The sequence below is a fragment of the Actinophytocola sp. genome (assembly GCF_035762905.1).
GTDB lineage: Bacteria > Actinomycetota > Actinomycetes > Mycobacteriales > Pseudonocardiaceae > DASYTH01.
In genome coordinates this window covers 1-25,159 of record NZ_DASUCC010000112.1, presented here as the reverse complement: position 1 = coordinate 25,159, position 25,159 = coordinate 1, and the positions used below count along the sequence as shown (strand labels likewise).

At 70.9% G+C, this 25,159-nt stretch carries 22 protein-coding genes; 9 read left to right on the top strand and 13 right to left on the bottom strand.

The features are described 5' to 3' along the window. Positions 1 to 76: 76 nt before the first annotated feature. The 4 genes from VFV67_RS24505 (at position 77) to VFV67_RS24490 (ending at position 3,467) form a co-directional block, all read left to right on the top strand. Complete coding sequence (locus VFV67_RS24505; RefSeq protein ID WP_326472978.1) at positions 77 to 853, top strand: glycerophosphodiester phosphodiesterase family protein; 777 nt, start codon at positions 77 to 79, stop codon at positions 851 to 853. Between the two features lie 63 nt (positions 854 to 916). Next, entirely contained in the window at positions 917 to 2,341 is a 1,425-nt protein-coding gene (locus VFV67_RS24500; protein WP_326472977.1) for an MFS transporter, read from the top strand. Between the two features lie 352 nt (positions 2,342 to 2,693). Next, the gene (locus VFV67_RS24495) at positions 2,694 to 3,038 is read left to right on the top strand and encodes an RNA polymerase-binding protein RbpA (RefSeq protein ID WP_326472976.1); all 345 of its coding nucleotides are present in this window, start codon (positions 2,694 to 2,696) and stop codon (positions 3,036 to 3,038) included. 84 nt (positions 3,039 to 3,122) lie between these two features. After that, positions 3,123 to 3,467 carry a RidA family protein gene (locus tag VFV67_RS24490; protein ID WP_326472975.1) on the top strand — a complete coding sequence of 115 codons (345 nt, stop codon included), beginning with the start codon at positions 3,123 to 3,125 and terminating at the stop codon, positions 3,465 to 3,467. 149 nt (positions 3,468 to 3,616) lie between these two features. On the opposite strand, the gene VFV67_RS24485 is transcribed toward VFV67_RS24490, so the two are convergent. The 4 genes from VFV67_RS24485 to VFV67_RS24470 form a co-directional block, all read right to left on the bottom strand. Continuing rightward, entirely contained in the window at positions 3,617 to 4,360 is a 744-nt protein-coding gene (locus VFV67_RS24485) for a polyprenol monophosphomannose synthase (protein ID WP_326472974.1), read from the bottom strand. Next, a complete protein-coding gene (gene lnt / locus VFV67_RS24480; protein WP_326472973.1) occupies positions 4,357 to 5,988 on the bottom strand; it encodes an apolipoprotein N-acyltransferase in 1,632 nt (543 codons plus the stop codon). Before lnt ends, VFV67_RS24485 begins: the two co-directional genes overlap by 4 nt. Positions 5,989 to 6,037: 49 nt before the next feature. Next, on the bottom strand, positions 6,038 to 8,104 hold the full coding sequence (locus VFV67_RS24475; protein ID WP_326472972.1) for an AMP-binding protein: 2,067 nt from the start codon (positions 8,102 to 8,104) through the stop codon (positions 6,038 to 6,040). 79 nt (positions 8,105 to 8,183) lie between these two features. Next, entirely contained in the window at positions 8,184 to 10,361 is a 2,178-nt protein-coding gene (locus VFV67_RS24470) for an MMPL family transporter (protein WP_326472971.1), read from the bottom strand. Between the two features lie 143 nt (positions 10,362 to 10,504). Here VFV67_RS24470 and VFV67_RS24465 point away from each other — a divergent pair, with 143 nt between their 5' ends. After that, positions 10,505 to 11,062 (top strand): helix-turn-helix domain-containing protein, encoded by a 558-nt coding sequence (locus VFV67_RS24465; RefSeq protein WP_326472970.1) that lies wholly within the window; start codon positions 10,505 to 10,507, stop codon positions 11,060 to 11,062. A 142-nt stretch (positions 11,063 to 11,204) separates the two neighbouring features. Beyond that, complete coding sequence (gene thrS, locus VFV67_RS24460; RefSeq protein WP_326472969.1) at positions 11,205 to 12,410, top strand: threonine--tRNA ligase; 1,206 nt, start codon at positions 11,205 to 11,207, stop codon at positions 12,408 to 12,410. Between the two features lie 19 nt (positions 12,411 to 12,429). On the opposite strand, the gene VFV67_RS24455 is transcribed toward thrS, so the two are convergent. The 4 genes from VFV67_RS24455 to VFV67_RS24440 all read right to left on the bottom strand — a co-directional run bounded on the left by VFV67_RS24455 (position 12,430) and on the right by VFV67_RS24440 (position 14,611). Then, a complete protein-coding gene (locus VFV67_RS24455) occupies positions 12,430 to 12,708 on the bottom strand; it encodes a hypothetical protein (protein ID WP_326472968.1) in 279 nt (92 codons plus the stop codon). A gap of 252 nt (positions 12,709 to 12,960) precedes the next feature. After that, positions 12,961 to 13,380, bottom strand: a complete 420-nt coding sequence (locus VFV67_RS24450) for a VOC family protein (RefSeq protein WP_326472967.1) — start codon at positions 13,378 to 13,380, stop codon at positions 12,961 to 12,963. Further along, positions 13,359 to 13,883, bottom strand: coding sequence for a GNAT family N-acetyltransferase (locus VFV67_RS24445; RefSeq protein ID WP_326472966.1), 525 nt, complete (start codon positions 13,881 to 13,883; stop codon positions 13,359 to 13,361). Before VFV67_RS24445 ends, VFV67_RS24450 begins: the two co-directional genes overlap by 22 nt. Then, positions 13,880 to 14,611, bottom strand: a complete 732-nt coding sequence (locus tag VFV67_RS24440) for a phosphodiesterase (protein WP_326472965.1) — start codon at positions 14,609 to 14,611, stop codon at positions 13,880 to 13,882. The genes VFV67_RS24445 and VFV67_RS24440 overlap by 4 nt, the downstream gene beginning before the upstream one ends. A gap of 131 nt (positions 14,612 to 14,742) precedes the next feature. Between VFV67_RS24440 and VFV67_RS24435 the strand changes: the two genes are divergently transcribed. Further along, complete coding sequence (locus VFV67_RS24435) at positions 14,743 to 16,728, top strand: hypothetical protein (protein ID WP_326472964.1); 1,986 nt, start codon at positions 14,743 to 14,745, stop codon at positions 16,726 to 16,728. Between the two features lies 1 nt (position 16,729). On the opposite strand, the gene VFV67_RS24430 is transcribed toward VFV67_RS24435, so the two are convergent. Genes VFV67_RS24430 through VFV67_RS24410 form a run of 5 tightly spaced genes read right to left on the bottom strand, consistent with a single transcriptional unit; the run spans position 16,730 to position 21,945 of the window. Beyond that, on the bottom strand, positions 16,730 to 17,110 hold the full coding sequence (locus VFV67_RS24430; protein ID WP_326472963.1) for a hotdog fold domain-containing protein: 381 nt from the start codon (positions 17,108 to 17,110) through the stop codon (positions 16,730 to 16,732). Then, on the bottom strand, positions 17,107 to 17,841 hold the full coding sequence (locus tag VFV67_RS24425) for an OAM dimerization domain-containing protein (protein WP_326472962.1): 735 nt from the start codon (positions 17,839 to 17,841) through the stop codon (positions 17,107 to 17,109). The genes VFV67_RS24430 and VFV67_RS24425 overlap by 4 nt, the downstream gene beginning before the upstream one ends. Beyond that, positions 17,838 to 19,436, bottom strand: a complete 1,599-nt coding sequence (locus VFV67_RS24420) for a lysine 5,6-aminomutase subunit alpha (protein WP_326472961.1) — start codon at positions 19,434 to 19,436, stop codon at positions 17,838 to 17,840. Before VFV67_RS24420 ends, VFV67_RS24425 begins: the two co-directional genes overlap by 4 nt. Continuing rightward, positions 19,433 to 20,917, bottom strand: a complete 1,485-nt coding sequence (locus tag VFV67_RS24415) for an amidohydrolase (protein WP_326472960.1) — start codon at positions 20,915 to 20,917, stop codon at positions 19,433 to 19,435. The genes VFV67_RS24420 and VFV67_RS24415 overlap by 4 nt, the downstream gene beginning before the upstream one ends. Continuing rightward, a complete protein-coding gene (locus VFV67_RS24410; protein ID WP_326472959.1) occupies positions 20,914 to 21,945 on the bottom strand; it encodes an L-erythro-3,5-diaminohexanoate dehydrogenase in 1,032 nt (343 codons plus the stop codon). Before VFV67_RS24410 ends, VFV67_RS24415 begins: the two co-directional genes overlap by 4 nt. A gap of 83 nt (positions 21,946 to 22,028) precedes the next feature. Here VFV67_RS24410 and VFV67_RS24405 point away from each other — a divergent pair, with 83 nt between their 5' ends. After that, positions 22,029 to 23,420 carry a lysine 2,3-aminomutase gene (locus VFV67_RS24405; protein ID WP_326472958.1) on the top strand — a complete coding sequence of 464 codons (1,392 nt, stop codon included), beginning with the start codon at positions 22,029 to 22,031 and terminating at the stop codon, positions 23,418 to 23,420. Between the two features lie 136 nt (positions 23,421 to 23,556). Further along, a complete protein-coding gene (locus VFV67_RS24400) occupies positions 23,557 to 24,975 on the top strand; it encodes a S28 family serine protease (protein ID WP_326472957.1) in 1,419 nt (472 codons plus the stop codon). The last annotated feature ends 184 nt before the right edge of the window (positions 24,976 to 25,159 follow it).

Below are 25,159 nucleotides of genomic sequence, written 5' to 3'. Positions count from 1 at the left end.
CCGGGACGGCCGCGCCACGCCGTCCGGTCATGGCGCAGCCATCTACCGGCAACGATGCTGAGGCAGACTCAACGCCATGCATGCCTTCCTCGCCGGCCCGCACCCGCGCGCCTTCGTCCACCGCGGCTGGCATGCCGGCGACCTCGCCGGCATGGAGAACTCGCTCTGCGCATTCCGCCGGGCGGTGCAGGAGGGCTACCGCTATCTGGAGACCGACGTGCACGCCACCAGCGACGGCGTGGTGGTGGTGCACCACGACCCGCTGCTGGACCGCACCACGGACGGCACCGGCCCGATCGCCGCGCTGCCCTGGCGCACCGTGCGGCAGGCCCGGATCGGCGGCCGGGAACCCGTGGTCCGGCTGGAGGAGCTGCTCGAGGAGTTACCGGACGCGCTGTTCAACATCGACGTCAAGGCCGAGGCCGCGGTCGAGCCGCTGGTCGCGGCGCTGCGCCGGACCAACGCCGTGCACCGGGTGTGCGTGGCGTCGTTCTCCGAGTCGCGGTTGGCCCGGGTGCGCCGGCTGGCCGGTCAGGCCGTGCTGACCTCGATGGGCACCGGCGCGATCGCCCGGTTGTGGGCCGCCCGCCGACTGCCGGCCGGCGTGTTCCGGGCCGCGCGCCGCCAGCGGATCGCCCAGGTGCCGGTGCGCCAGGGCCGGCTCACCCTGGTCGACCGGCGCATGATCGCGATGACCCGCAGGCGCGGCATCGAGGTGCACGTCTGGACCATCGACGACGCCCCGCAGATGCACCAACTGCTCGATCTCGGCGTGGACGGGATCATGACCGACCACCCGGACGTGCTCAAGGAGGTGCTGCGGGAACGCGGGGTCTGGGCCTCCTCCACCTGAGCGCTCCGAACAAGTACAGTGCGCCCACCCGGCGTCTGTGCCGGTGGGTGCGTGGAGGTCCCGATGAGTGTGGTGGAGGGCCGGGAGGCGGCGGGCGACGCCGCCGAGCGCCGGCGGGAGCAGACCGGCTGGGTCTGGTACGACTGGGCCAACTCGGTGTTCCCGACGTCGGTGATCACCGTGTTCGGCGCGCTGTACCTGACCGCGGTGGCGACCGAGGCGGCGCGCGTGGACGTCGCCCGCAACGGTCCCAACGCCTGCCCGCTGGATGCCGAGGGCAACCGGGACAAGCTGCGCGACTGCGACATCAGCGTCTTCGGTCTGGAGTTCCCGGCCGGATCCTTATGGGGTTACCTGCTGGCCTTCGCCACCGTCATCCAGGTGCTGATCGTGCCGCTGATGGGCGCCATCGCCGACCGCACCCAGAACAAGAAGCGGATGCTCGGGGCCTTCGCGTTCGGTGGCGCGGCGACGGTCGCGCTGATGGCGCTGGTGGCCGGGGACAACTGGGGCCTTGGGGTGCTGCTGTTCGTGCTGGGCAACATCGGCTACGGCACCTCGGTGGCCATCTACTACTCGTTCATCCCGGACATCGCCACGGCCGACGAGCGGGACGGGTTGAGCGCGCGCGGCTGGGCGTTCGGCTATCTCGGCAGCGGCCTGGCTCTGCTGCTGCAGCTGGTGATCTACCAGTTCCGGGACTCGCTGGGCATCTCCGAGGGTGATTCGGCCCGGCTGGCGTTCCTGATCTCCGGGGTGTGGTGGGCGGCGTTCACCCTGATCCCGCTGAGCAGGCTGCGCCGGCACCAGGCGCCGCACGGCACCGAGCATGGCGGCTCGGTGGTCACCGGCGGCTTCCGCGAGCTGCGGGACACCCTGCGGGCGGCCCGCGCCTACCCGCTCACCCTGGCCTTCCTGGGCACCTACCTGATCTACACCGACGGCATCGCCACGGTCGCCAACGTCTCGGCCCAGTACGGCAGCGAGGAACTGGGCTTCGCCAACGACGTGCTGATCACCACGATCCTGATCGTGCAGTTCGTGGCGTTCTTCGGCGGCGTGCTGCACGGCCTGGTGGCCCGGCGGCTCGGCGCCAAGAAGACGATCATGCTCAGCCTGTGCGTGTGGGTGGTGGTGATCGGCGCGGCGTACTTCGTGCCGCCCGGCGAGCCCCTGCAGTTCTACGCGCTTGCCGCGGGCATCGGGCTGGTGCTCGGCGGGACCAACGCGCTGTCCCGGTCCCTGTTCAGCCAGCTGGTGCCCAAGGGCAAGGAGGCCCAGTACTTCTCGGTCTACGAGGTCGGCGAGCGGGCCACGTCCTGGATGGGTCCGCTGCTGTTCGCGCTGATGGCCCAGCTCACCGGCTCCTACCGGCCGGCGATCATCTCACTGGTGATCTTCTTCGTGGTCGGGCTGGTGCTGCTGTACTTCGTGCCGGTGCGCAAGGCGATCCGGGCGGTCGGCAACCCGGAGCCGAGCGTATTGTGAAAAGCGACCTTCCGTCATCTCACGCCGCCGACTACTCCGGGTGATCGAAATCGGGGCTTTGGACACACCTGACTGGGTAACGCCGACGGCAGTTCTGGATACTGGACACGTGTGACAACGGTCCTCCGGATGGGTATCCCCCATGCGGCCGATCCTCGCCTGCTGATTGCGGGAACGCGCGTCACGATGACGAGCGAACAGACTCTCGAAGGAGGAAGCTGTTGTTGAGGGGTGAAACATGTCACCCTGAGCTACGGCACCTCGGCAGGTGGGAACGATCGGGCCGGTTGTGCCGTTGCTCTAGGTGAGCACCGCCCTTGGCTCGGCGACGAGCCTAACGAAAGGAACCGCCATGGCCGACAGAGTTCTCCGGGGAAGCCGGCTTGGCGCGGTCAGCTACGAGACTGACCGTAATCACGACCTAGCTCCGCGTCGTACCGTACGTTACGCCTGCCCGAAGGACCACGATTTCGAGGTCCCCTTCTCCGACGATGCCGAGATTCCCTCGGTGTGGGAGTGCCGGCTGCACGGAACCGAGTCGAAGATGATCGACGGGTCCGAGCCGGAGCCGAAGAAGACCAAGCCGCCGCGCACGCACTGGGACATGCTGCTGGAGCGCAGGAGCATCCCCGAGTTGGAAGACCTGCTCGCCGAGCGCCTGCAGGAACTCAAGGGCCGGCGCAGCCGTTCCGCCTGACGAACGGCCACCAGCCGACGGCCGTCCGGGTCCCGCCGGGCGGCCGTCTTCTACGCGTGCCCGCCACCCGCAAGAATGATCGCCATGACGGCCGTGTACTCCATGACCCGCGTCGCGCGGGGTCCAGTGCTGTTCGTCGCGGGGCAGACGCCGGCCACGCCGGACGGTGAGGTGCCCCCGGGCGCGCTGGCGCAGACCCGGGTGGTGCTGGACAAGATCCAGGTCCTGCTCGCCGAACACGGCGTGGGCTGGCCGGAGGTGGCCAAGCTCACCTACTACCTGCGCGACCTCGCCGACCTCGACACGGTCCGCGAGGTGCTGCTCGACCGGCTCCCCGAACCACGCCCGGCATCCACCCTGGTCGAGGTCAGCGGCCTGGTCGACCCGCGCTTCCTGATCGAGATCGACGCGGTCGCCGACCTGGGCTAGGCAGTCCGCCTCTCCGGGATCTTTGTGCGGTTGTCACGTCCCAGCGAAAGTGCGGATCACGGGTTGATTGTGGCTGAGTACCGCCACGTTCCCCTGAGGTAGCTGTTGATCGGGTGCGGACTTCACACAAGATTCAAGACCTTGGCCCTTCACCGGACCAGGTCGCGCAGTTGGTGCGCACGCCGGCGCAGGCCCCACTTGGTGACCCGGAGCAGCGCCTCGCGGACGATGTCGCCGCTCATCTTGGACTCGCCGATCTCCCGCTCGGTGAACGTGATCGGCACCTCGACGACCGTGAAGCCGGCCTCGACGGTCCGTAACGCCAGGTCGATCTGGAAGCAGTAGCCCTGCGAGGCCACGGTGCCGAGCTTGAGCTTCTCCAGCACCTCCCGCCGGTAGGCGCGGTACCCGGCGGTGATGTCCTTGATCTTCGCGCCGAGGGCGATCCGGGAGTACAGGTTGGCGCCCCGGGAGAGGATCTCCCGGCGCTTGGGCCAGTTGACCACCGTCCCGCCAGGCACGTACCGGGATCCGATCACCAGGTCGGCGTCGGTCAGCGCGTCCAGCATCCGGGGCAGGTCCTCCGGGGCGTGCGAGCCGTCCGCGTCCATCTCCACCAGCACCGCGTAGTCGCGCTCGATGCCCCAGGTGAAGCCGGCCACATATGCGGTGCCGAGCCCGTTCTTGCCGGTGCGGTGCAGCACGTGCACCCGCTCGTCGTCGGCGGCGAGCTTGTCGGCCACGTCGCCGGTGCCGTCCGGGCTGCCGTCGTCGACCACGAGCACGTGCGCCTTGGGCAGCGCCGCGTGCAGCCGGGTGACCGCCTTCGGCAGGTTCTCCCGCTCGTTGTAGGTGGGAATCACCACCAGCACCGGCTCGAGCGTGTCCGTCATCCGTGTTCCTCCTCGTCGGCGCGGGCGCGCCGGTCCCCGACCGTTGATGTGCGACGGCGGCGCCGCACGGCGAGTGCGGTGGTCAGCGCGGCCAGCCCGGCGAACACCATCACCCACTCGGGCAGTGCGCCGAGTCGATCAGAAATCGTAGTCGCCGACCGTAGCGGAACCCGTTCGACCAGGGCCGCCGGGGTGAACAGGCCGGTCCGCTGGCTGATCGAGCCGTCCGGAGGCACGATCGCACTCACCCCGCTGGTCGCCGCGACCACCACCGCCCGGCCATGCTCGACGGCCCGGACCCGGTCCATGGCCAGCTGCTGGTAGGTCATCTCGGTGTACCCGAACGTGGCGTTGTTAGTCGGCACCACGAGCAGGTTCGAGCCGTTCAGCACCGACTCGCGCACCACGCCGTCGAAGGCCACCTCGTAGCAGGTGGCCATGGCCACCCGGGCGGGGCCGACGCCGAACACGGTCGGATCGGTGCCCGGCACGAACCGGCCGGCCCGGTCGACGTCCTTGCTGAACAGCCGGAAGAACGCGCGGTACGGCATGGTCTCGCCGAACGGCTGGAGCTGGCGCTTGGTGTAGAACTCGACCGGGCCCCGGTCCGGGTCCCACAGGATCATGGTGTTGGTCGGCCCGTCCGGGCCCTGCATCACGCCGCCGACCACGATCGGCACGCCGACCGCGCGGGCCGCCCGGTCGATCACCGACCGGGCGTCGGAGTTGCGGATCGGGTCGATGTCCGACGAGTTCTCCGGCCAGATCACCAGGTCGGGCCGAGGCATCCGGCCGGCCCGCACGTCGTCGGCCAGTTGCTCGGTGCGCCGGACGTGGTTGTCCAGCACGGCCCGGCGCTGGGCGTTGAAGTCCAGGCCGGCCCGGGGCACGTTGCCCTGGATGGCGGCCACGGTGATCTCGCCGGCGTCGGCGGCGGTGCCCACCAGCGGGATCGCCGCCAGGCCGGCCGCGACCGGGAGCACCAGCGCGACTGCCGGGCCGGCCAGCCGGCGGGGCCGCCGCTCCCGCTCGACCAGCACCCGGTGCAGCAGCTGCGCGGCGCCGAACCCGGTCAACGCCACCGCGAACCCGATCAGCGGGGCGCCGCCCACCGCGGCCAGCGGCAGGTAGAGCCCGTCCGGCTGACCGAACGCGAGCTTGCCCCATGGGAAGCCGCCGAACGGCACCACCGAGCGCAGCGCCTCGCCGCAGACCCAGAGCAGCGCCGCGACCAGCGGCCAGCCGGGCAGCCCGGACGTCGCCACGCACGCCGCGCCGACCAGGCCGACGAACACCGCCTCGGCGGCCGCCAGCGGCAGCCAGGCGACCGGGCCGACGAACTCCCCGGTCCAGGCCAGCAGCGGCACGAAGTAGCCCAGCCCGGCGAGCATCCCGTAGCCGAAGCCGGCCCGGGCCCGTCCGGTCGCGCGCAGCAGCAGGCCGAGCACGGCGATCCCGAGCGGGGCGAGCCACCAGGTCGGGCGGGGCGGGACGGCCAGAAACAGCAGCACCCCGGCGGCACCGGCGGCCAGGCAGCGGCCGAGCAACGGAAGCACGGGACGGGGCCGGCGCGGCTCGGCAGTGTCGGAGGGCACGTCCGGATCGGACGACACCGTCGGGGCTACCACCAGCACAGCGTACGTGGATCGGCGCCGGCCAGGCCGGGGCGGACCCGGCTCAGAGCTCGCCGCTCAGCATCCGCTTGACCACCTTCCCGGTGGCGTTGCGCGGCAGGTCGTCAAGGAAGATCACGTCGCGGGGCACGGCGAACCGGGGCATGTGGTCGTGGACGTAGCCGCGCACCGTGGCCGCGTCCAGCCGGCTGCCCGGCCGCAGCGCGATGTAGGCGGCGAAGCGCTCGCCGAACTCCCGGTCCGGCACGCCGACCACGGCCACGTCCAGCACCCCGGGCAGGGTCAGCAGCAGCTCCTCCAGCGGGCGCGGGAAGACGTTCTCGCCACCGGAGACGATCATGTCGTCGTCCCGGCCGGAGACGAACAGCCGGCCGTCGGCGTCGAGGTAACCGATGTCACCGGTGACCATCATCTGATCGTGCACCTCGCCGGTGGTGCCGTTGGTGTAGCCCTCGAAGAGCATGTCGTTGCCGACACAGATCCGGCCGACCACGCCCGGCGGCACCGGCCGGCCGGTGGCGTCCAGGATCCCCACCCGGGTGCCCAGCGGGCAGCGGCCGGCCGTGGTCGGCGCGGCGCGCAGGTCGGCCGGGCCGGCGATGCTGGCCCAGGACACCTCGGTGGACCCGTACAGGTTGTACAGCACGTCGCCGAAGGTGTTGAGGAACTCGGTCACGAACGGGCCGGGCAGCGCCGAGCCGCTGCTGGCCACCACCCGCAGCGTCGAGATGCGGAACCGGCGCCGAACGTCCTCGGGCAGGTCCAGGATGCGCTGCAACATGATCGGCACCGCGAACATCGAGGTGCACCGCTTGCGGTCGATCGCCCGCAACGCGGTCACCGGCTCGAACCGGCGCTGCAGCACCAGGGTCGCGTGCAGCACCATGCCGAGCTGCAACGCGGCCAGGCCCCAGGTGTGGAACAACGGCGCGGCGACCAGGGTCCGCTCCCCCGCGCGCAACGGGATCCGGTCCAGCATGGCCGCCGCGGTGCCGATCCCGCGCGGGTTGCGGCGCTTGGCACCCTTGGGTGCTCCGGTGGTGCCCGAGGTCAACACGATGATCTTGCTGGCCAGCGGCGGCGGCCGCAGCGGCCGGGACGAGGACCGCTCGATCAGCGTGTCGATGCCGCCCTCCCCGGGCCGGTCGCTCCACGTCGTGACCCACGGCAGCGAGGTGGGCAAACCGTGGAACAGCGGCAGAAACTCCTCGTCACCGAGCAGCGCGACCGGCCGGTGCGCGGTGATGACGCTGGCCACCTGGTCGGACGACAGTCCGGTGTTCAGCAGCACCACGTCGGCGCCCAGCTTGCCGCAGGCCACCACCGATTCGATGAAACCCGCGTGGTTGCGGCACATCAGCGCCACCCGGCGTCCGGCCCGGACGCCGAGCTCGGCCAACCCGTTGGCCAGCCTGGTGGCGCGCCGGTCCAGCTCGGCGAAGGTCAGCGACCGCCGCTCGTCGATCACCGCGAGCTGGTCCGGGTGCCGCCGGGCGTTGGCCAGGTAGCCGCCTGCGACCGTGGCGCCCCACCTGGCCAGCGCGTTGATCTGGCGGATCACCCGGTCCGGCCGGCCCGGCCGGACCACCCCGGCCCGGATCAGCGTCCTGGCCACGGTCAGCGAGGAATGCTCGGTGGCGGTCTGGTCCAGCCCGGTGCGGGTCACGGTGAGCGCGCGGCCGGCCAGGTGGTGGTCGATCATCGCGAGCGCCTCGCGGATCTGCTTGCGCAGCCAGGAAGCGCTCAGCCCGAGGGCGCCGGTCACCCGGTCCGGGACGGACAGCGTGACCTGGACCTCGGTCCGGCCATGATGGACATTGCCGAGCCGGATCGAGAAGTGACCGCCCTGCCAGCGCGGGCTGACCAGGACCAGGTGCTCGGCCGGCCGGTAGACCAGCACCTCGATCTCGTCGTGGCCGGTGTTCGCCCCGTTCAGGCTGAACCGCATCCGGTAGCGTGCGCCGCTGGCCATCGGTCCCTGGCCGGTCCGTTCGGCCCAGGTCACCTCGCGGACGAACCGGGGGTACAGACCGGGATCGCCCACCACCTGCCACACCTCGGCCGGCGTGTGGGCGATCACCGTTACGACCTCGACCAGCTCCGTCGACACACGATCACATTCGCAAAACTGCGCCGTTCGGAGCAAGCCCTACTTTTCCGCAGGGCCGCACCAGGTGCTTTGCCCGCAGTCACCCGGTGGGCACCGACTCGGCCTCCTTCTCGCGCGGCGCGGGCGGGGGCGGCGGGGCGTCCGGCTCGTCGCCGTGGCCGGGCCACCAGGCCTTGTGGCCGAGCAGCGCGGTGATGCTCGGCACCAGGAACATCGCCATCACGAACGCCGAGATCAGGATGCCGATGGAGACCGCGAAGCCCATCTCCATCAGGAACGAGATGCCGGCCAGCAGCATCGAGGCGAAAGTGCCGGCCAGGATCAGGCCCGCGGCGCCGACCGAGGGACCGCCGTGCTCGACCGCGAGATCGGCCGCGGTGCGCGGATCGTTGCCGAGCTTGGCTTCCTCGCGCAGCCGGGCGATCATCAGGATGTTGTAGTCGGTGCCGATCGCCACCACGAACAGATACAGGATGATCGGCAGCGAGAACGACACTCCGGCCTGGCCGCCGACCAGGACGAACGCGATCACGGTGGCGCCGAGGGTGCTGAAGAATCCGAGCACCACGGCCAGCATCAGGTAGATCGGCGCGACCACGCTGCGCAGCAGCAGGCCGAGGATCAGCGCGATCAGCAGGCCGGCCACCGGGAAGATCACCGCGAGGTCGCGGTTGTTGGCCGCCCGGACGTCCGCGAAGATCGACGTCGTTCCGCCGACCAGCGCGCTGGTGCCGTCCGGTGCGCTGTCGTGGGCGATGGTGCGCAGCCGGTCCCCGACCAGATCCATCGACTCGCTGCTGTACGGGCGGTCGGCCAGCAGCAGGTCGATCCGGGCCACCGTGCGGTCCCCGTTGAGCCGGGCCGGGCTGCCGTCCGGACCGGGCATCACCCCGCCGATCCCCGCGACCGCGGTGAGCTTGCCGGCGAACCCTTGCACGGCACCGGTGTCCAGCGCCTGGCCGGTGTCGCTGCGGAGGAACACCGAGGTCGGGTTGAGCGCGCCGGCCGGGAAACCGGACTGCAGGTCGGCAAGGCCCTCCGCCGACTCGGTGCCGCTTGGCAACTGGCTGGACTGGTCGTAGTCGGTCTTGAAGCCGAGCATGCCGAGCGCGAGCACGATCATCAGCCCGCCGGAGGCAAGCGCAACCAGGCCGGGCCGGCGGCCGGTGAGCTTGCCGAGGCGCTGGAACATGGTGCCCTTCGGAACCCGCTGCCAGGACTTCGAGGGCCAGAACACCTTGGTGCCCAACAGCGACACCACGGCCGGGATCAGCGTGACCACCGCGAGGGCCATCAGGGCCACGGCGATCGCCAGGCCCGGTCCGAAGCTGCGGAACCCGCCGAACACCGCGAGCAGCAGCGCGCTGAACGCGATGATGATCGCGGCCGCCGCGGAGACGATCACCTCGCCGATCCGGGTCAGCGCGGCGACAAGGGCCTGCTTGGGATCGTCGCCGGCGCGCAGCCGTTCCCGGTAGCGGAACAGCAGGAACACAATGTAGTCGGTGCCGACGCCGTAGAGCACGATGGTCAGCAGGATCTGCAGCGACTGGTCCACCTGGAAGTCGAAGCCCTTGGCGATCCAGGCGATCAGGCCCGGCGCGATGGCGGTGACCAGGCCGACGGTGAACACCGGTAGCAGGGCCGCGACCGGGCTGCGGTACATCAGCGCCAGCAGCAGGATGATCAGCACGATGGTGGCGGTACCGACGATGACGAAGGCGTTCTCGAAGGCGTCCTGGTTGTCGGCGAACATCGCGACGTCGCCGGTGACCGACATCTTCAGCCCGGTGCCCTCGACCACCGGCCGGGCGGCCTCCCGGATCTTCTCCACCGCCGCCAGTAGCTTGGGATCGTCGCCGACGCCCTCGAGGCCGACGCTGACCAGTTGGACCTGCCCGTTCGGCGAGACCGCCTGCGGCCCGGTCAGCGCACCGCTGACCCGCTCGATGCCGGCGGCCTGCACCTTCTGGGCGATCTCGCCGACCTTGGCCTGGTCGGCCTCGGAGAGCGACTGGCTGTCGGTGCGCTTGACCACGATGGTCGCGCTGGAGTCGTTGGCCTGTGTGAAGGCCCGCTCGGCCAGCTGGAGCGCCTGCACCGACTCGTAGCTGTCGGGCAGGAAGTTGCTCTGGTCCCTCGCGGTGACGTCCTCGAGAGTGGGCGCGAAGGCGATGATCGCGATCGTCGCGAGCACCCAGACCGCGATCACTTTCCATGGGTTGTAGACGACGGCTCTGGCCAACCGCTCGAACATGGTGCTTCCTCCCCTAGTTCCCACCCCGCCTGCTCACCGTACTTACTTGCCGCACGGTAAGTACGCTGGGACTGTACCGCACCGGCGGCGCGAAACTAGCGTGGGGTACCTGAGAGGATGTTCAGCACGAGGAGGTGCACGGATTGGCAACGGACACCCGGGACGCCATCCGCGACGTCGCCCTTGAGCTGTTCGGTCGGCAGGGCTACGAGAAGACCAGCCTGCGCGAGATCTCCGAGCGGCTGGGGATGACGAAGGCCGCGCTGTACTACCACTACCCGTCCAAGCAGGCCCTGCTGCTGGCACTGGTCGAACCGCTGATCGCGGAGTGGAAGACGGTGGCCGACAAGGCGACCACGCTCGCCCACTCGACGCCGAACATCGAGCGGGTGCTCGGCGACTGCCTGGACGTGCTGTTGTCGCACCGGGCCATCGCCGGGATGTTCTCCCGCGACGTGCCGGCGATCCTCGAGGCGCTCGGCCCGTTCTACGGGGACCTGATGGAGCTGACCAAGCGGCTGCACACCTGGCTGGCCGGCCCGGAGCCGTCCACCGCCGACCGGGTACGGGCGGTGGCCACGACCGAGGTGCTCGGCTCGGCGCTGGGCTGGAGTCCGCTGCTGGCCGAGGTGGGCGACGACGAACTGCGCGCGATCCTGCTCGACGCGGCAATGTCGGTGCTTCGCCCGCACCTGCCGTAGTACCGTCGGATCATGCAGCGCAATGCCGTGATGACGACGCCGGAGAACGTCCCGGCGCGCTGATCCTTGTCACGAAGCCCGGGGCGGGTGCCCCGGGCTTCGTCGTGCGGTCGCCTGCCCCTTCCCGAAGGGAGACCGCCACATGTCCGACCATCGCCGGCTCGGCCGCGAACTGGACCTGTTCGACACCGACCCGCTGATCGGCGCCGGGCTGCCGTACTGGCTGCCGGACGGCGCGACCGTGCGGCACGCCCTTGAGGAGTACGTTCGCGATCTCGAGCGGCGGGCCGGGTACCGGCACGTGTACTCGCCGGTGCTGGGCAAACGGGAGCTCTACGAGCGCTCCGGGCACTGGGCGCACTACGGCGCCGACATGTACCCGCCGATGCGGCTCGGCGACGAGCAGTTCGTGCTGCGGCCGAGCCTGTGCCCGCACCACGCGGTGATCTACCGCTCCCGCCCGCACAGCCATCGCGAGCTGCCGCTGCGGATCGCCGAGTTGGGCGGCCAGTACCGCTCGGAGCTGTCCGGGGTGCTCGGCGGGCTGAGCCGGGTGCGCGCGATGCAGCTCAACGACGGACACATCTTCTGCACCACCGACCAGGCCGCCGGCGAGGCCCGGGCCGCCCTCGAGCTGATCCGCACCGCGCACGCGGCGATGGGGATCGGTCCGGTCCGGTACCGGCTGTCCCTGCCCGGGGCCGGCGGAAAGTACGTCGCCGACCCCGACCTGTGGCAGCGCGCGGCCGCCGTGCTGACCGAGGTGTTGTCCGGGCTGCCCTATGACGCGGTCGAGGGCGAGGCGGCGTTCTACGGGCCCAAGATCGACGTCCAGATCATGGACGACGCCGGTCGCGAGTCCACCCTGTCCACCGTTCAGGTCGACTTCTACCAGCCCGAGCGGTTCGACCTGCACTACATCGGCCCGGACGGCGCGAAGCACCGGCCGGTGATGGTGCACCGCAGCATCATCGGCAGCCTGGAGCGGGTCGTCGCGCACCTCGTCGAGCTGCACGGCGGCGCCTTCCCGGCCTGGCTCGCGCCGACCCAGGTGGTGATCCTGCCGGTCTCCGCCGCCGAGCTGTCCGCCGCGGGAGCGCTGGCCCGGCGCTGCCTGGACCGTGACCTGCGGGCCGAGGTCGCCGGGCCGGACCGGGGCAGTCTCGGCGCCCGGATCCGCGACGCACGCCTGGTGCCGTACCAGGCGGTGGTCGGCGCGCACGAGGCCGCCGGGGATCTGATCTCCCTGCGGCTGCGCGACGGCCGCCGGCTCGATGCCCGGCCGGCGGAGGAACTGCTCGCCCGGATCAGCGCTCAGGTCGACGCGCGCGCCCTCGCGTTGTGGTGATCCACCGACACCGAGCGGCTCAGGGCGAGGTGAGCGTGAGGACGACGACGCCGAACTGCGAGGTGAGCCCGGTGGTGAGGCAGTCGAGCGGGTTGATGGCGGGGAAGGTCATCACCCGGACGGCGGTGTCGCCCTGGAACTGGCCGGCGGTGATCGTGCCGGTGCGCGTGGCGACGATGTTCCCGCCGATGTTGGTCACCGTGTCGTTGAAGGAGAACGTGCTGGTGTTGCCGTTGTTCCAGCTGATGACGGAGGTTCCGGAGAAGGCGAACGGTGGCCCCAGACGGTCTCCGGTCACCGATTGGGACAGTGATCGGCCCCCGCCGTGAGTGTGGGATCGCTGGACGTGCAGGGGCTGTAGATGACGTTGGTGGAATAGGTGACAGTTTGGCTGGTGTAGGTCAATCCGGGCGAGTAGCTGATGGTCGCGGTGCCGGCGCAGGTGGGATTCTCGTGACTCTCCTCTGACCACCCGGCACGCACAACCAGTCGTTCCGCCACGCGGAACATTATTCTCCGTTGCCATCGCGTTACTCGCCGCGACGGTTTCCTATTTGATGCAGAACTCGTTCCCTTCCGGGTCGGCCATCACGATGTGGTGCTCGCCGTCCACCCGCACGACGGTGGCACCGGCGGCGGTGAGCCGGTCGGCGGTCTCGATGACCACCGACCAGCGGCGCTCCTCGGGGGCGCCGTCGGAGACCCGGATGTCCATGTGTAACCGGTTCTTGGCCACCTTGGGTTCCGGTACCTCGAGCAGGGACAGCCGCGGCCCGACGCCGGTCGGGTCGTGCAGCCAGGCGCCCTCGCCGTCGTCGTCGTCCGCAAGGTCGAAGCTCGCGACCCATTCCGCGCGGGTGGTGAACGGCGGCGGTGGCGGCTCGTCCTCGTAGCCGAGCGCGAACTTCCAGAACTCCGCCAGCTTGATCGCGTCGGCGCAATCCATGGTCAGACCGATGGGTTTTGGCATGGCTCGACCGTATCGGCAGGGTCGGACAGTTTCCGGACCAAGACCTCGGTGCCGACCGCGGGATCACTCTCCAGTGGGATCCGTTGCCCGGTCGGCACGAACCCGGTGCGCAGGAACAGCCGCCGCGCCGGCTGGTTGCCGTCCGCCACCCGCAGGCTCACCTGCTGATGCCCGTGCTCCCGCGCCCAGCGGAGCGCCTCGGCCACCAGCGCGTCGCCGATCCCCCGCCCGCGCGCCGCGGGTGCCACCCAGGCCGCGATCAGCAACGCCGCCCCGGTCTCCGGCAGCAGGTAGATCCCGATGGCCCCGATCCCGACCGTCGCGTCCAGAGCGACCGCGGTCATCCCGTTGTCCGGTGCCAACCGGGCGCGCCACTCCGACTCGTCGAACCGCGCCTCCCGCGCGTATGTCGACCCGTAGGCATACGGCGCGTCCGCAAGCGCGGCCAGCCGCACCTCTCGCCAGGTCCGCCAGTCGTCCGGGCCCAACCGCTGAACGATCACAAGACCACACGGTAGTGCGTGGTCATCCGCAGCTCGTCGTCCAGCACGTGGAACGCGATCGCCGGCGGCAGGTCGTGGTCGACGTCCCCGTCCTCCCACGGCAGCTTGATCGTGCTCACCACGCCCGGCGCCACCAGCAGCGGCCGCCCGGCGAACGTCGTCACCGCCGGGGTGTGCACGTGCCCGCACAGCAGCGCCCGCACCCGCGGATGCCGGTCGAGCACCGCCGCCAGCCGGTGCGCGCCGTGCTGCCGGTACTCGTCGATCCACGGAATGTGCAGCGGCTGCGGCGGATGGTGGAACGCGACGAACGCCGGCCCGTCGTCCTCGCCAAGGGTCGCGTCGATCCACGCCAGCGTCTCGTCGCTCAGCAGCCCGTCGGCCTGCCCCGGAATCGTCGAGTCACACATGAGGAAGGTGGCTCCGGCCACCCGGTGTACCCGGTTGACCGGCGCATCGCCGGCGGCCTCGCCCAACAGCACCTCGCGGTACGCCGAGCGCACATCGTGGTTCCCCGGGCAGATCAGCACCGGCACCCGTCCCACCAGCACCTTGGCGACCTGCTCGTACTCGCCCGCCAGTCCGTGATCGGCCAGGTCCCCGGTCACCACCACCGCGTCCAGCTTCCCCGGCAGGCCGTCCAGGTACCCCATCACCCGCGCTGTCCGCTCCCACGCCCGTTTTCCCAGATCCAGGTGGATATCGGACACATGCGCGAACACGATCATGCCGGCCCCCACTTCAGGTCATCGCGATGCCTACTCTAGCGGCGTCCGTCTTCTGGGCTATTGACGGAACATCATTCACACCATTGCATGGTTGTCACCGTCTGCGCACAACGTCGTCCGCCGGAGGCACCATGCGATCGCGATCCCTGCTTGCCGCCGTGGTCCTCGCCGCCGGTCTGGTCACCGCGACCGCGCCGGCAGCGGTCGCGCAGAGCCCGGCAGCCTGCGATCCGGTCGACCCGGCGGCGTGCCTGCTGCCGTTCCCGAACGACTACTTCACCGTGGCCGATTCCGGTACGGCCACCGGAATCCGGGTCGATCTCAAGCGCGAGGCCATGCCGCGCAACGTGCTCGGTAGCGCGGTGGATCCGCGGGAGTGGAACCGCAACGACGGGTTCTCGCCCGGCGCCATGCTGCTCACCCACGTGCCGGGCCTCGACCCGGTGCGTTCCGGACTGCCGGCGGTGACCGACATCGGCGCCTCCCTCGCGCCGGACGCACCGATCGTGCTGATCAACACCCGGACCGGGCAGCGGCATCCGTACTGGGCCGAACTGGACGCCAACGCGACCGACCCGGCCCGCCAGGTCCTGATCATCCGGCCGGCCCGCAACCTGGACGAGACCACCCGGTACGCCGTGGCGCTGCGCAACCTGCGCGACCCGGCCGGAAACCCGGTGCCGCCCAACCCGGTCTACGCCACGTTGACCCAGCCGGACCCGCCGCCCGATCCCGCCCTGCACCGGCGCTGGCAGTACGCCCAGCGCGCGCTGACCGGCCTGCGCGCCGCCGGAACCGACCTGACCGGGCTGTACCTGGCATGGGACTTCACCGTCGCAAGTGGACGAAATCTCACCGAACGGATGCTGCACATGCGCGACGAGGCGTTCGCGCAGCTGGGCAACCGGGCCCCGGCGCTGACCATCGACTCGGTGACCGACTTCCCGGTCGAGCAGGATCCGTCGATCGCCCGGCGGGTCACCGGCACCGTGATCGTGCCCAGCTATCTGAACACCCCGTTGGGACTGCCCGGTTCCCGGCTGCGCTACGACAGCGACGGGCTGCCCGGCCGGCTACCGCTGAACGTTCAGCTCGCCCGGTTCATCTGCAACATCCCGCGCTCGGCCGCCGGCACGGCCCCGGCCCGACCACTGATCTACGGGCACGGCCTGCTCGGCGATCCCAGCGAGATCGACTCGGGCGGGCTCAAGGCGTACATGGCCGCGACCAACACCATGTTCTGTGCCACGCCGTGGATCGGCATGGCACAGGAGGACATCCCCAACGTGGTGGTGTCGCTTGCCGACGCGTCCCAGTTCCCGTCCATTCCGGACCGCAGCCAACAGGGCTTCCTGAACTTCCTGTTCCTCGGCCGGGCGCTGACCCACCCGGCCGGGCTGGCCGCGCGTTCGGCGTTCCGGGACGCCGCCGGCCGCCCGCTGCACGTGACCGGGCCGGGCAGCCTGGTCTACCTCGGCAACAGCCAGGGCGGCATCATGGGCGGAGCGCTCACGGCGATCGCCCAGGACTTCACGCTGTCCGTGCTCGGCGTGCCCGCGGCGAACTACTCCCTGCTGCTCAACCGCAGCGTCGACTTCGACCAGTTCCGCACCGTGTTCGACCCCGCCTACCCGGACCGGCTGGACCAGCAGTTGCTCTTCGCGCTGTTCCAGATGCTCTGGGACCGCGGCGAGGCCAACGGCTACGCCCACCACATCGCCGGCAACCCGCTGCCCGGCACTCCCGGCCACCGGGTGCTCATGATCGAGGCGTTCGGCGACCACCAGGTGGCCAACATCGGCACCGAGGTCCAGGCCCGCACCATGGGCATCCCGCACCGGGCGCCCGCGCTCGCCCCCGGCCGAAGCCCCGACGTGACACCGTTCTGGGACATCCCGGCCATCCCGGCCTACCCGCACGCCGGATCGGCTCTGGTCATGGTGGACAGCGGCACCCCGGCGCCGCCACCGACCAACCTGCCCAACCGCGCCGGGTCGGACCCGCACAGCCACCCGCGCAACTCCCCCGCCGTGCTCGCCATGACCGCGCACTTCCTGGCCACCGGCCAGGTGATCGACACCTGCGGCGGGCAGCCGTGCACCGCGCCGGGCGGCTGAACTACGGCACCACCACGGTTCCGGTCGCGCGAGTGACCAGGACCGGGGGATCGAGCACGGTGGCGGCCGACGGGGAACGGTCGGGGTCGGCCCGGCACACCACCCGGGCCTCGAAGGACACCGTGCGGGAACGGTTGCCGACGCGGGTGAGGGTCGCCGTCGCCTCGACGACGTCACCGGCCTGTATCGGGGCGAGGAACTCGACCGAGGAGTAGCCGGCGAACAAGCCCTCGTCGCCGTCGGTGCGGATGCACAGCTCGGTCGCGACATCGCCGAACATGCCCAGCCCGTAGGCGCCGTCGACCAGGTTGCCGCCGTAATGCGCGTGCGAGTAGGGCACATAACGCTTGTGGGTCACGGAAAAGCCCGGGGTGAGCGTCATGCGGCCCGCCTCTCCTGGATCGCGTGCACGAGATAGCTGGCCACCTCGCCGGGGGTGGTGCCGCGGCCGAACACCCGGTCCACGCCGAGCTCGCCGGCCATCAGCGGGTCGAACCGCGGACCGCCGGCGACCAGCAGGGGACGGCGATCCCCCATCGCCTCCCGGAATGCCGCGGACAGCTCCTGGGTGTTGAGGATGTGCGCGTCCCGCTGGGTCACCACCTGCGACACCAACACCGCGTCGGCCTTCTCCGCGCGGGCCCGGCGAACCAGCTCCGGGACGCCGACCTGGGCGCCCAGGTTGATCACCCGAAGCTCCCGGTAGTACTCAAGGCCCTTCTCCCCCGCGAACCCCTTGATGTTCATGATCGCGTCGATGCCCACCGTATGCGCGTCCGTGCCGATACACCCGCCGACGACAACCAGCTTGCGCCGCAACAACTTCTTCAGCGCCGAGTTCACCTCGGACGGGGCGAGCAGCGGGTACTCCCGCTCCACCACCCGCACCGCGTCCAGATCCACCAGGTGCCGCACCGACCCGTACACCACGAAGAACGTGAACCCGGCGCCGATCGCGTGCGAGTGCACCACCATCGCCGGGTCCATACCCATCTTGTTGGCCAGCTGCACCGCCGCCCCGTCCGCCCGCGGCCCGGCCGGCACCGGCAACGTGAAGGACAGCTGCACCATCCCGTCTCCGGTCGTGTCTCCGTAAGGCCGAACCTGGGTCATGACGCGCCCTCCAGCAGCTCGATCGCCGGGTTGGCGTAGCCGTCCGCCTTCGCCATTACGCCGTCGGCCCCGCGCCCACCCCCCGGCGGACGCTTCATCAGCCCGAACGTGCCGTCGGCAATGGCGTCAAGCAGCCCGGCACTGCCATTGCCGACGATCCGCTCGAGCAGGTCGACCGCCTCGCCGAGCACCTGGTGCGCCCGCTTGACGATGAACCCGTCCGGGGCAGGCCGGAAGTCCTCCCGCAGGTTGCCGGCCGCGTTCAGCACGTACTTCACGTTGGCCACGGCCAGGTCCCGGTCGGACAGCCACGGCGTCACCACCGCCTCGGTCATCATGCCGACCAGCAGGATCCCTTGCCCGGTCAGCACTCCGGCCAGGTTGAAGAACCCGTCGAGCAGGTAGCCGCGAAACACGTCGCCGGTCATGTGCCGGGTCGGCGGCATCCACTTCAGCGGGGCGTCCGGGAACAGCTCGCGGGCCAGCAGCGCGTGCGCCAGCTCCAGCCGGAACGAGTCCGGAACGTCCGGGTTGATCTCGAAGGCGTGCCCGAGGCCGAGCAGCGCGTCCGGCAGCCCGGCCTCGTGCGCGAACCGCTCGTTGAGCAGCTGGGACACGGTCACCGTGTGCGCCGCGTCGACCGCGTCCGCGGTGGTCAGGTAGTTGTCCTCGCCGGTGTTGATGATGATCCCGGCCCTGGCGTGCACCTGCCGGGAGAACCGTTGGTCCACAAAGGTTCTGATCGGGTTGATGTCCCGGAACAGGATGCCGTACATGGAGTCGTTGAGCATCATGTCCAGCCGCTGCAGGCCGGCGAGCACCGCGATCTCCGGCATGCACAGCCCGCTCGCGTAGTTGGTCACCCGGACGTACCGGCCGACCTCCTTGGACACCTCGTCCATGGCGGCCCGCATGATCCGGAAGTTCTCCTGGGTGGCATAGGTGCCGGCGAACCCTTGGTGCGTGGCGCCTTCCGGCACGTAGTCCAAAAGGGACTGTCCGGTGGACCGGATCACGGCGATCACGTCGGCGCCGGCCCGGGCCGCGTTGGCCGCCTGCACCACGTCCTCGTCGATGTCGCCGGTGGCCACGATCAGATAGATCCACGGCCGTTGCGGCGGGTCGCCGAGCCGGGCCACCAGCCGGTCGCGCTGCGCCCGGTTGCGGTCGACCGTGCGCAGGCCGCGCCGGATCGCCGTGCGGGCAAGGGAAAGCGCTCGGGTCGCGGCCCGCCCGGTGGGCACCGTGTACTGGATCTGGCCCGCCGCGGTGGCCTCGGCCAGCTCGGTCAGCCCGGCCAGGTCGTGCCGGCGCAGCGCGTCGAACACCGGCAGCACCACCCCGTGTTCAAGGCCACAGTGCGCGCGCACGGTGTCCACCACGCGGTTCACCCAGGGCACGTCGCCGGCCCGGTGCGCGGTGTCCGCCCCGGTGATCCCGGCCAGGCGCAGGGTCGCGCGCTCCACCGCGACCGTGGTGTGTGCCCGGGCGAGCGCGATCACCGGCTCGGCCGCCCTGGCCGCGAGTCGCCGGGCGGTGCCGACCACCTTCGGATCAAGGTCGAGCAGGCTCATCGGATCCGCAAGCTCGCTCACTCGGACTCCCTGTCGTAGATGGTCCGCCCGGCGCGCACCGTGCGCAGGCAGACCGGCAGCGGCGCGTCGGACGTATCCAGCAACGGGAACCGGCCCGCGTCCCATACCGCGTAGGTTGCCGGGGCCCCCACCTCCAGCCGGCCACCGTCCAGCCCTGCGGCATACCACCCGCCGACGGTGTGCGCGGCGAACGCGTCCGGTGCGGACAACCCGAATCCCTCGGTTCTGTGGTGCACGGCGGCCCGCACGGCCCCCCACGGGTCGACCGGCGTCACCGGGCAGTCCGAGCCGAGCGCCAGGACCACGCCGGCCGCGGCGAGGTGCGCGAACGGGTTGAGCGCGCTCCCCCGGTCCGGGCCGAGCCGCTGGGCGTACATGCCGGTCCGGCCACCCCAGGCGGCGTCGAACAGTGGCTGCACCGACCCGACCACGCCCCAGCCGCCGAGCCGGGCGGCCTGCTCGGCGTCGACCATCTCCAGGTGCTCCAGCCGGTGCCGGGCGGCGCGCAGCGCGTCCACGCCGACCGCCTCGGCGGCCTGGGCGAACCCGTCGACCACCGCGGCCACCGCGGCGTCACCGATCACGTGGAAGCCGGCCTGGATGCCGGCCCGGGTGCAGGCCACCACGTGTCCGGCGATCTGCTCGGCCCGCAGGTACAGCGCGCCTGCGGTGTGCGGGGCGTCGGTGTACGGCGCGCACAGCGCCGCGGTGCGCGAGCCCAGCGCGCCGTCCACGAACAGGTCGCCGGCCAGGCCCCGGGCGCCGGGCGGCAATCCTGCCTCCCGAGCCCCCCAGTAGGCGACCACCTCGGGCAGATCTCCGTCCAGGGCAAGCAGATCGGCCAGGTCGTCGGCGCCGGAGATGTCCGGTCCGGCGCATTCGTGCACGGCGGCGACCCCCATGGATGCGGCGTGCCGCAGGAACTCGCGCTGCGCCGCCCGGCGTTGCTCGGGCGTGATCGATGCCAGAAACGCCGACCGGACCGCGTGGTGCGCGGCGCGGCTGACCGGACCGGTGTCGGACCAGCCGGCGAGCGTGCGGACCTCGGGTCGCACCAGCGCGGTCGTGATCACAGCGGAGTGCACGTCGATCCGGGACAGGTAAACCGCACCGCCGCGGCTGGCCTCGTCCAGTTCGGCCCTGGTCGGCGGGCGGCGCTCGGGCCAGGTGGTCTCGTCCCAGCCGTGGCCCCAGATCAGTTCGCCGGGCCGGGCCCGGTCGCGCACCCGGTCCAGCAGTTCGGCCAGCGAGGCGCACCGGGTCAGGTCCAGACCGGTGCGCAGCAACCCGGCGCCGGTGCTGTGTACGTGCGCGTCGACGAACGCGGGCGTGACCAGGGCACCGTTCAGGTCGACCAGGTCGTCGGCTGGTGGCTCGGCGGAACCGATCCACTCGATCACGCCGTCCCGGATCAGCATCGCCGTCGCGTCCATTGTGGACGGCGTGTGGATGCGCCCGCCGCGCAGCAGCGTCGTGCTCATGACCGGGCCTCGAACAGGGCCCGCACCCCCGGCTCGGCGCGGAACAGGTCGAGCGCGAACGCGGCGTGGCCGGGCACGTAGCCGTTGCCGATGAGCAGCCGCAGGTCGGCGGCCAGCCCCTCCGCACCAAGGGCCGCGGCCGAAAATGAAGTGGCCATTGAGAAGAAGGCAACCGTCCCACTATCGGCGGTGCTCAGAATCGCCCCATGCTCACATCCGGGCACGTCGACGCAGACCACGGTGACGTCGGCCGGCTCGCCGACCGCCGCGGCCAGCCCGACCGGGTCCCGGGCGTCGGCGACCGCCACCTGGTCGGCCAGGCCGGCCGCGCGCAGCCGCGCCGCCTCGGCCTCGGTCGGCACCACGCCGACCAGCCGGCCGGCGCCGGCCCGGCGGGCCGCGGCCAGCGACAGCGACCCGGACTTGCCCCCGCCGCCGAGCACGCACACCGACGGGGTGCCGCCGTGCTCGCGGACCAGCCGGTCGGTCAGCGCCGGCGCGCCGCACACGTCCAGCACGGCGAGGGCCTGCGCGTCGGGCACGTCGCCGGGCAGCACCGCGGCGATCGACCGGGCGAACAGCACCGCCGTCCCCCGGCACGGCACCTGCTCCGTCGCGCCGTCCCAGCGCTCCAGCCCGTCCTCGAGGCGCAGCGGGGTCAGGGTGAGCGAGACCAGCGTGGCGATCCGGTCACCGGCGGTCAGGCCGAGCGGCGACTCCGGACCGGCCGCGCGGACCGTGCCGAGCAGCATCCCGCCCGAGCCGGTGACCGGGTTCTGCATCTTGCCGCGCTCCGCGACGATGTCCAGCACCGCCTGCCGTACCGCCGGCCCGGCGCCGTGCTGCTCGCGAAGCTGTCGGAACGATGCCGCGTCGAGGTTGAGCCGCTCGACGTCGACCACCACCTCGTCCGGCCACGGCTGCGGGTCGGGGTCGAGCCGCCAGGCCTGCTGCGGCAGCACACCGGCCGGTTCGAGCACCCGGTGCAGGCCGTAGGGCGAGGACACGCCCCGGACAACATTGGCCACTATGCGCCTCGTTCCGTAGAATTTACGTCGTACGCCCCATCAGACAGCATATCTTCACGCGGGCTACGTGACGAGGAGTACATATGACTGCGGCAACGACAGTATCCGAGGCCATCGACCAGCTCGGCCGGCAACCGTACGAGTACGTGCGCACCGAACTGGTCGAGCCGGACTGGCGCCGGTTCCCGGGCTGGAGTCACGTCACCGAGGCCCAGTGGCGCGACGCACAGTGGCAGCGCGTGCACTGTGTGAAGAACCTCAAACAGCTCCGGGCGGTGCTCGGCGATCTGGTCGACGAGCGGTTCTACGACGACCTGGCCGCCGACCAGGAGCGGCTGGCCACGATGTCCCTGCTGCTGCCGCCGCAGATGCTCAACACGATCGCGCCGCAGGGCGGCGCCGACCTCACCGAGCAGTTCCTGGCCGACCCGATCCGCCGGTACATGCTGCCGGTGGCCGGCGACCGCGACCCGGTCTGGCCCAGCCACCCGCACTCCTCCCGGGACTCGCTGCACGAGGCGGAGATGTGGGTTGTCGAGGGCCTCACCCACCGGTACCCCACCAAGGTGCTGGCCGAGCTGCTGTCCACCTGTCCGCAGTACTGCGGGCACTGCACCCGGATGGACCTGGTCGGCAACTCCACGCCGCAGGTGGACAAGCACAAGCTCGAGCTGCGTCCGGTCGACCGGCAGGACCAGATGATCGACTACCTGAAGCGCACGCCCGGGGTGCGGGACGTGGTGGTCTCCGGCGGCGACGTGGCCAACGTCCCGTGGCACCAGCTCGAGGCGTTCCTGATGCGGCTGCTCGGCATCGAGACCGTCCGGGACATCCGGCTGGCCACCAAGGCACTGGCCGGGCTGCCGCAGCACTGGCTGCAGCCCAAGGTGGTCGAGGGGCTGGAGCGGGTGGCCCGCACCGCGCACCGGCGCGGGGTCAACCTGGCCATCCACACCCACGTCAACCACGCCCAGTCGGTCACCCCGCTGGTCGCCGAGGCGGCCCGGACCGCGCTCGACGTCGGTGTGCGCGACGTGCGCAACCAGGGCGTACTGATGCGCGGGGTGAACGCGACGCCCGAGGCGCTGCTCGACCTGTGCTTCGCGCTGCAGGGCGAGGCGAACATCCTGCCGTACTACTTCTATATGTGCGACATGATCCCCAACGCCGAGCACTGGCGGGTAGCGGTGTGGGAGGCGCAGGACCTGCAGCACGCGATCATGGGATACCTGCCCGGATACGCGACGCCGCGGATCATCTGCGACGTGCCCTACGTCGGCAAGCGCTGGGTGCACCAGTTGGCCGAGTACGACCGCGAGCGCGGCGTCTCCTACTGGACGAAGAACTACCGCACCGGCATCGAGCACTCCGACGGTGAGGCGCTGACCAGGCGTTACCCGTACTACGACCCGATCGGCACGCTGCCGCCGGCCGGCCAGCGGTGGTGGGAGCGGCAGGGTCTGCGGGCCGTCTGAAAGTTGTCACCCCAAGCACCTTTATGCGGATCCGCTGCCAACTTTCGGCGTCTACCCACGAGCGTCCCGGATAGGAAAGACTTCGCGCCAGGTTGGTCGCCGAACCCGGCGACCACTGGGGCAAGGAGTGATTGGCGTGTCCATCCGGAGACAACTCAGCGCGATCCTGGTGTTGATCGCGGGCGTGATCGGGCTGACCGCGGCGGTGCCCATGACGGCGGCCGCGCAGGTCGACATCGCCGATCGGCTCAGGGCGGTGCCCGGGCTGACGATCGTGTCCGAGGAGGCCCCGCCGGCGCCGGGCTTCCGCTTCTTCTTCCTGACCTACCGCCAGCCGTCCGACCACCTCAACCCGCAGGGTGGCACCTTCGAGCAGCGGTTCAGCCTGCTGCACCGGGACACCAACCGGCCGATGGTGCTGCACACCACCGGATACGACATGCCGGAGTTCGCGTTCCGGTCCGAACCGACGCGCCTGATCGACGGCAACCAGATCTCCACCGAACAGCGGTTCTTCAGCCCGTCCCGGCCGAACCCGGCCGACTGGACCACGCTGACCATCTGGCAGGCGGCAACGGACCACCACCGGCTGATCCTGGCGCTCAAGCCGATCTACAACCAGAAGTGGATCTCCACCGGCGCGAGCAAGGGTGGCATGACCTCGGTGTACCACCGGCGGTTCTACCCGCGCGACATTGACGGCGTCGCCGCCTACGTGGCGCCCAACGACGTGGTCAACCGCTCCGACGACGCCTACGACCGGTTCTTCGACATCGTCGGCAACGACCCGGCCTGCCGCACCGCGCTGGCCAACTTCCAGCGTGAGGCGTTCCTGCGGCGGACCGACCTGGTCAACATGTACGAGGCGTACGCGGCGGCCAACGGGTTGACGTTCAACCAGGTGTTCGGCACCGCCGACGCCGCGTTCGAGTTCGCCGTGCTGGACAGCCGGTGGGCGTTCTGGCAGTTCCTCGGCCAGAACTTCTGCGGCACCGTTCCGCCGGTGACCGCAAGCACCCAGGAGATCTTCGACTTCGTGGACGCCACCGCCGGCTGGGGCTTCTACGCCGACCAGGGCATCCTGTTCTACTCGCCGTACTTCTACCAGGCGGCCACCCAGCTCGGCTGGCCGCAGCTGAAGTTCCGGCACGTGCGGGACCTGTTCCGCTACCCGGGCCTGTACAACGAGGCGAACTCCAGCCTGCCGGCCGAACTGCGCTCCCAGCACGACGCGTGGCCGATGACCGACATCGACCGCTGGGTCACCCGCGAGTCCAGCCAGATGCTGTTCGTCTACGGAGCCAACGACCCGTGGGGCGCCGAACCCTTCCGCCCCAGCGGCCGTGACTCCTACACCTACAACGCCCCGGGCTCCAACCACGGCGCCAACATCTCCCGCCTGACCGCAACAGACGCCGCCGCCGCCACAGCCACCCTCCAACGCTGGGCCGGCGTCAGCACCACCGCCGCCGCCACCACCCGCACCCCATCCACCACCACCCTCATCCCCTCCCTCGACACCCGCACCCCCGACACCATCCGCCGCCCCCTCTAACACCCATCAGGTGGGGGGACCCGCCCACCAACGCCGGGTCCCCCTCCCTCACCACCCCACACACCACCCGCCCCACCCAAATCGACATCCCGGCTCTGCTCACCCCCAGCGCCAGGAACCCCGCACACCTCGCCTGCCCCCACACCTCGCCTGCCCCCACACCTCGCCCGCCCCCCACACCTCG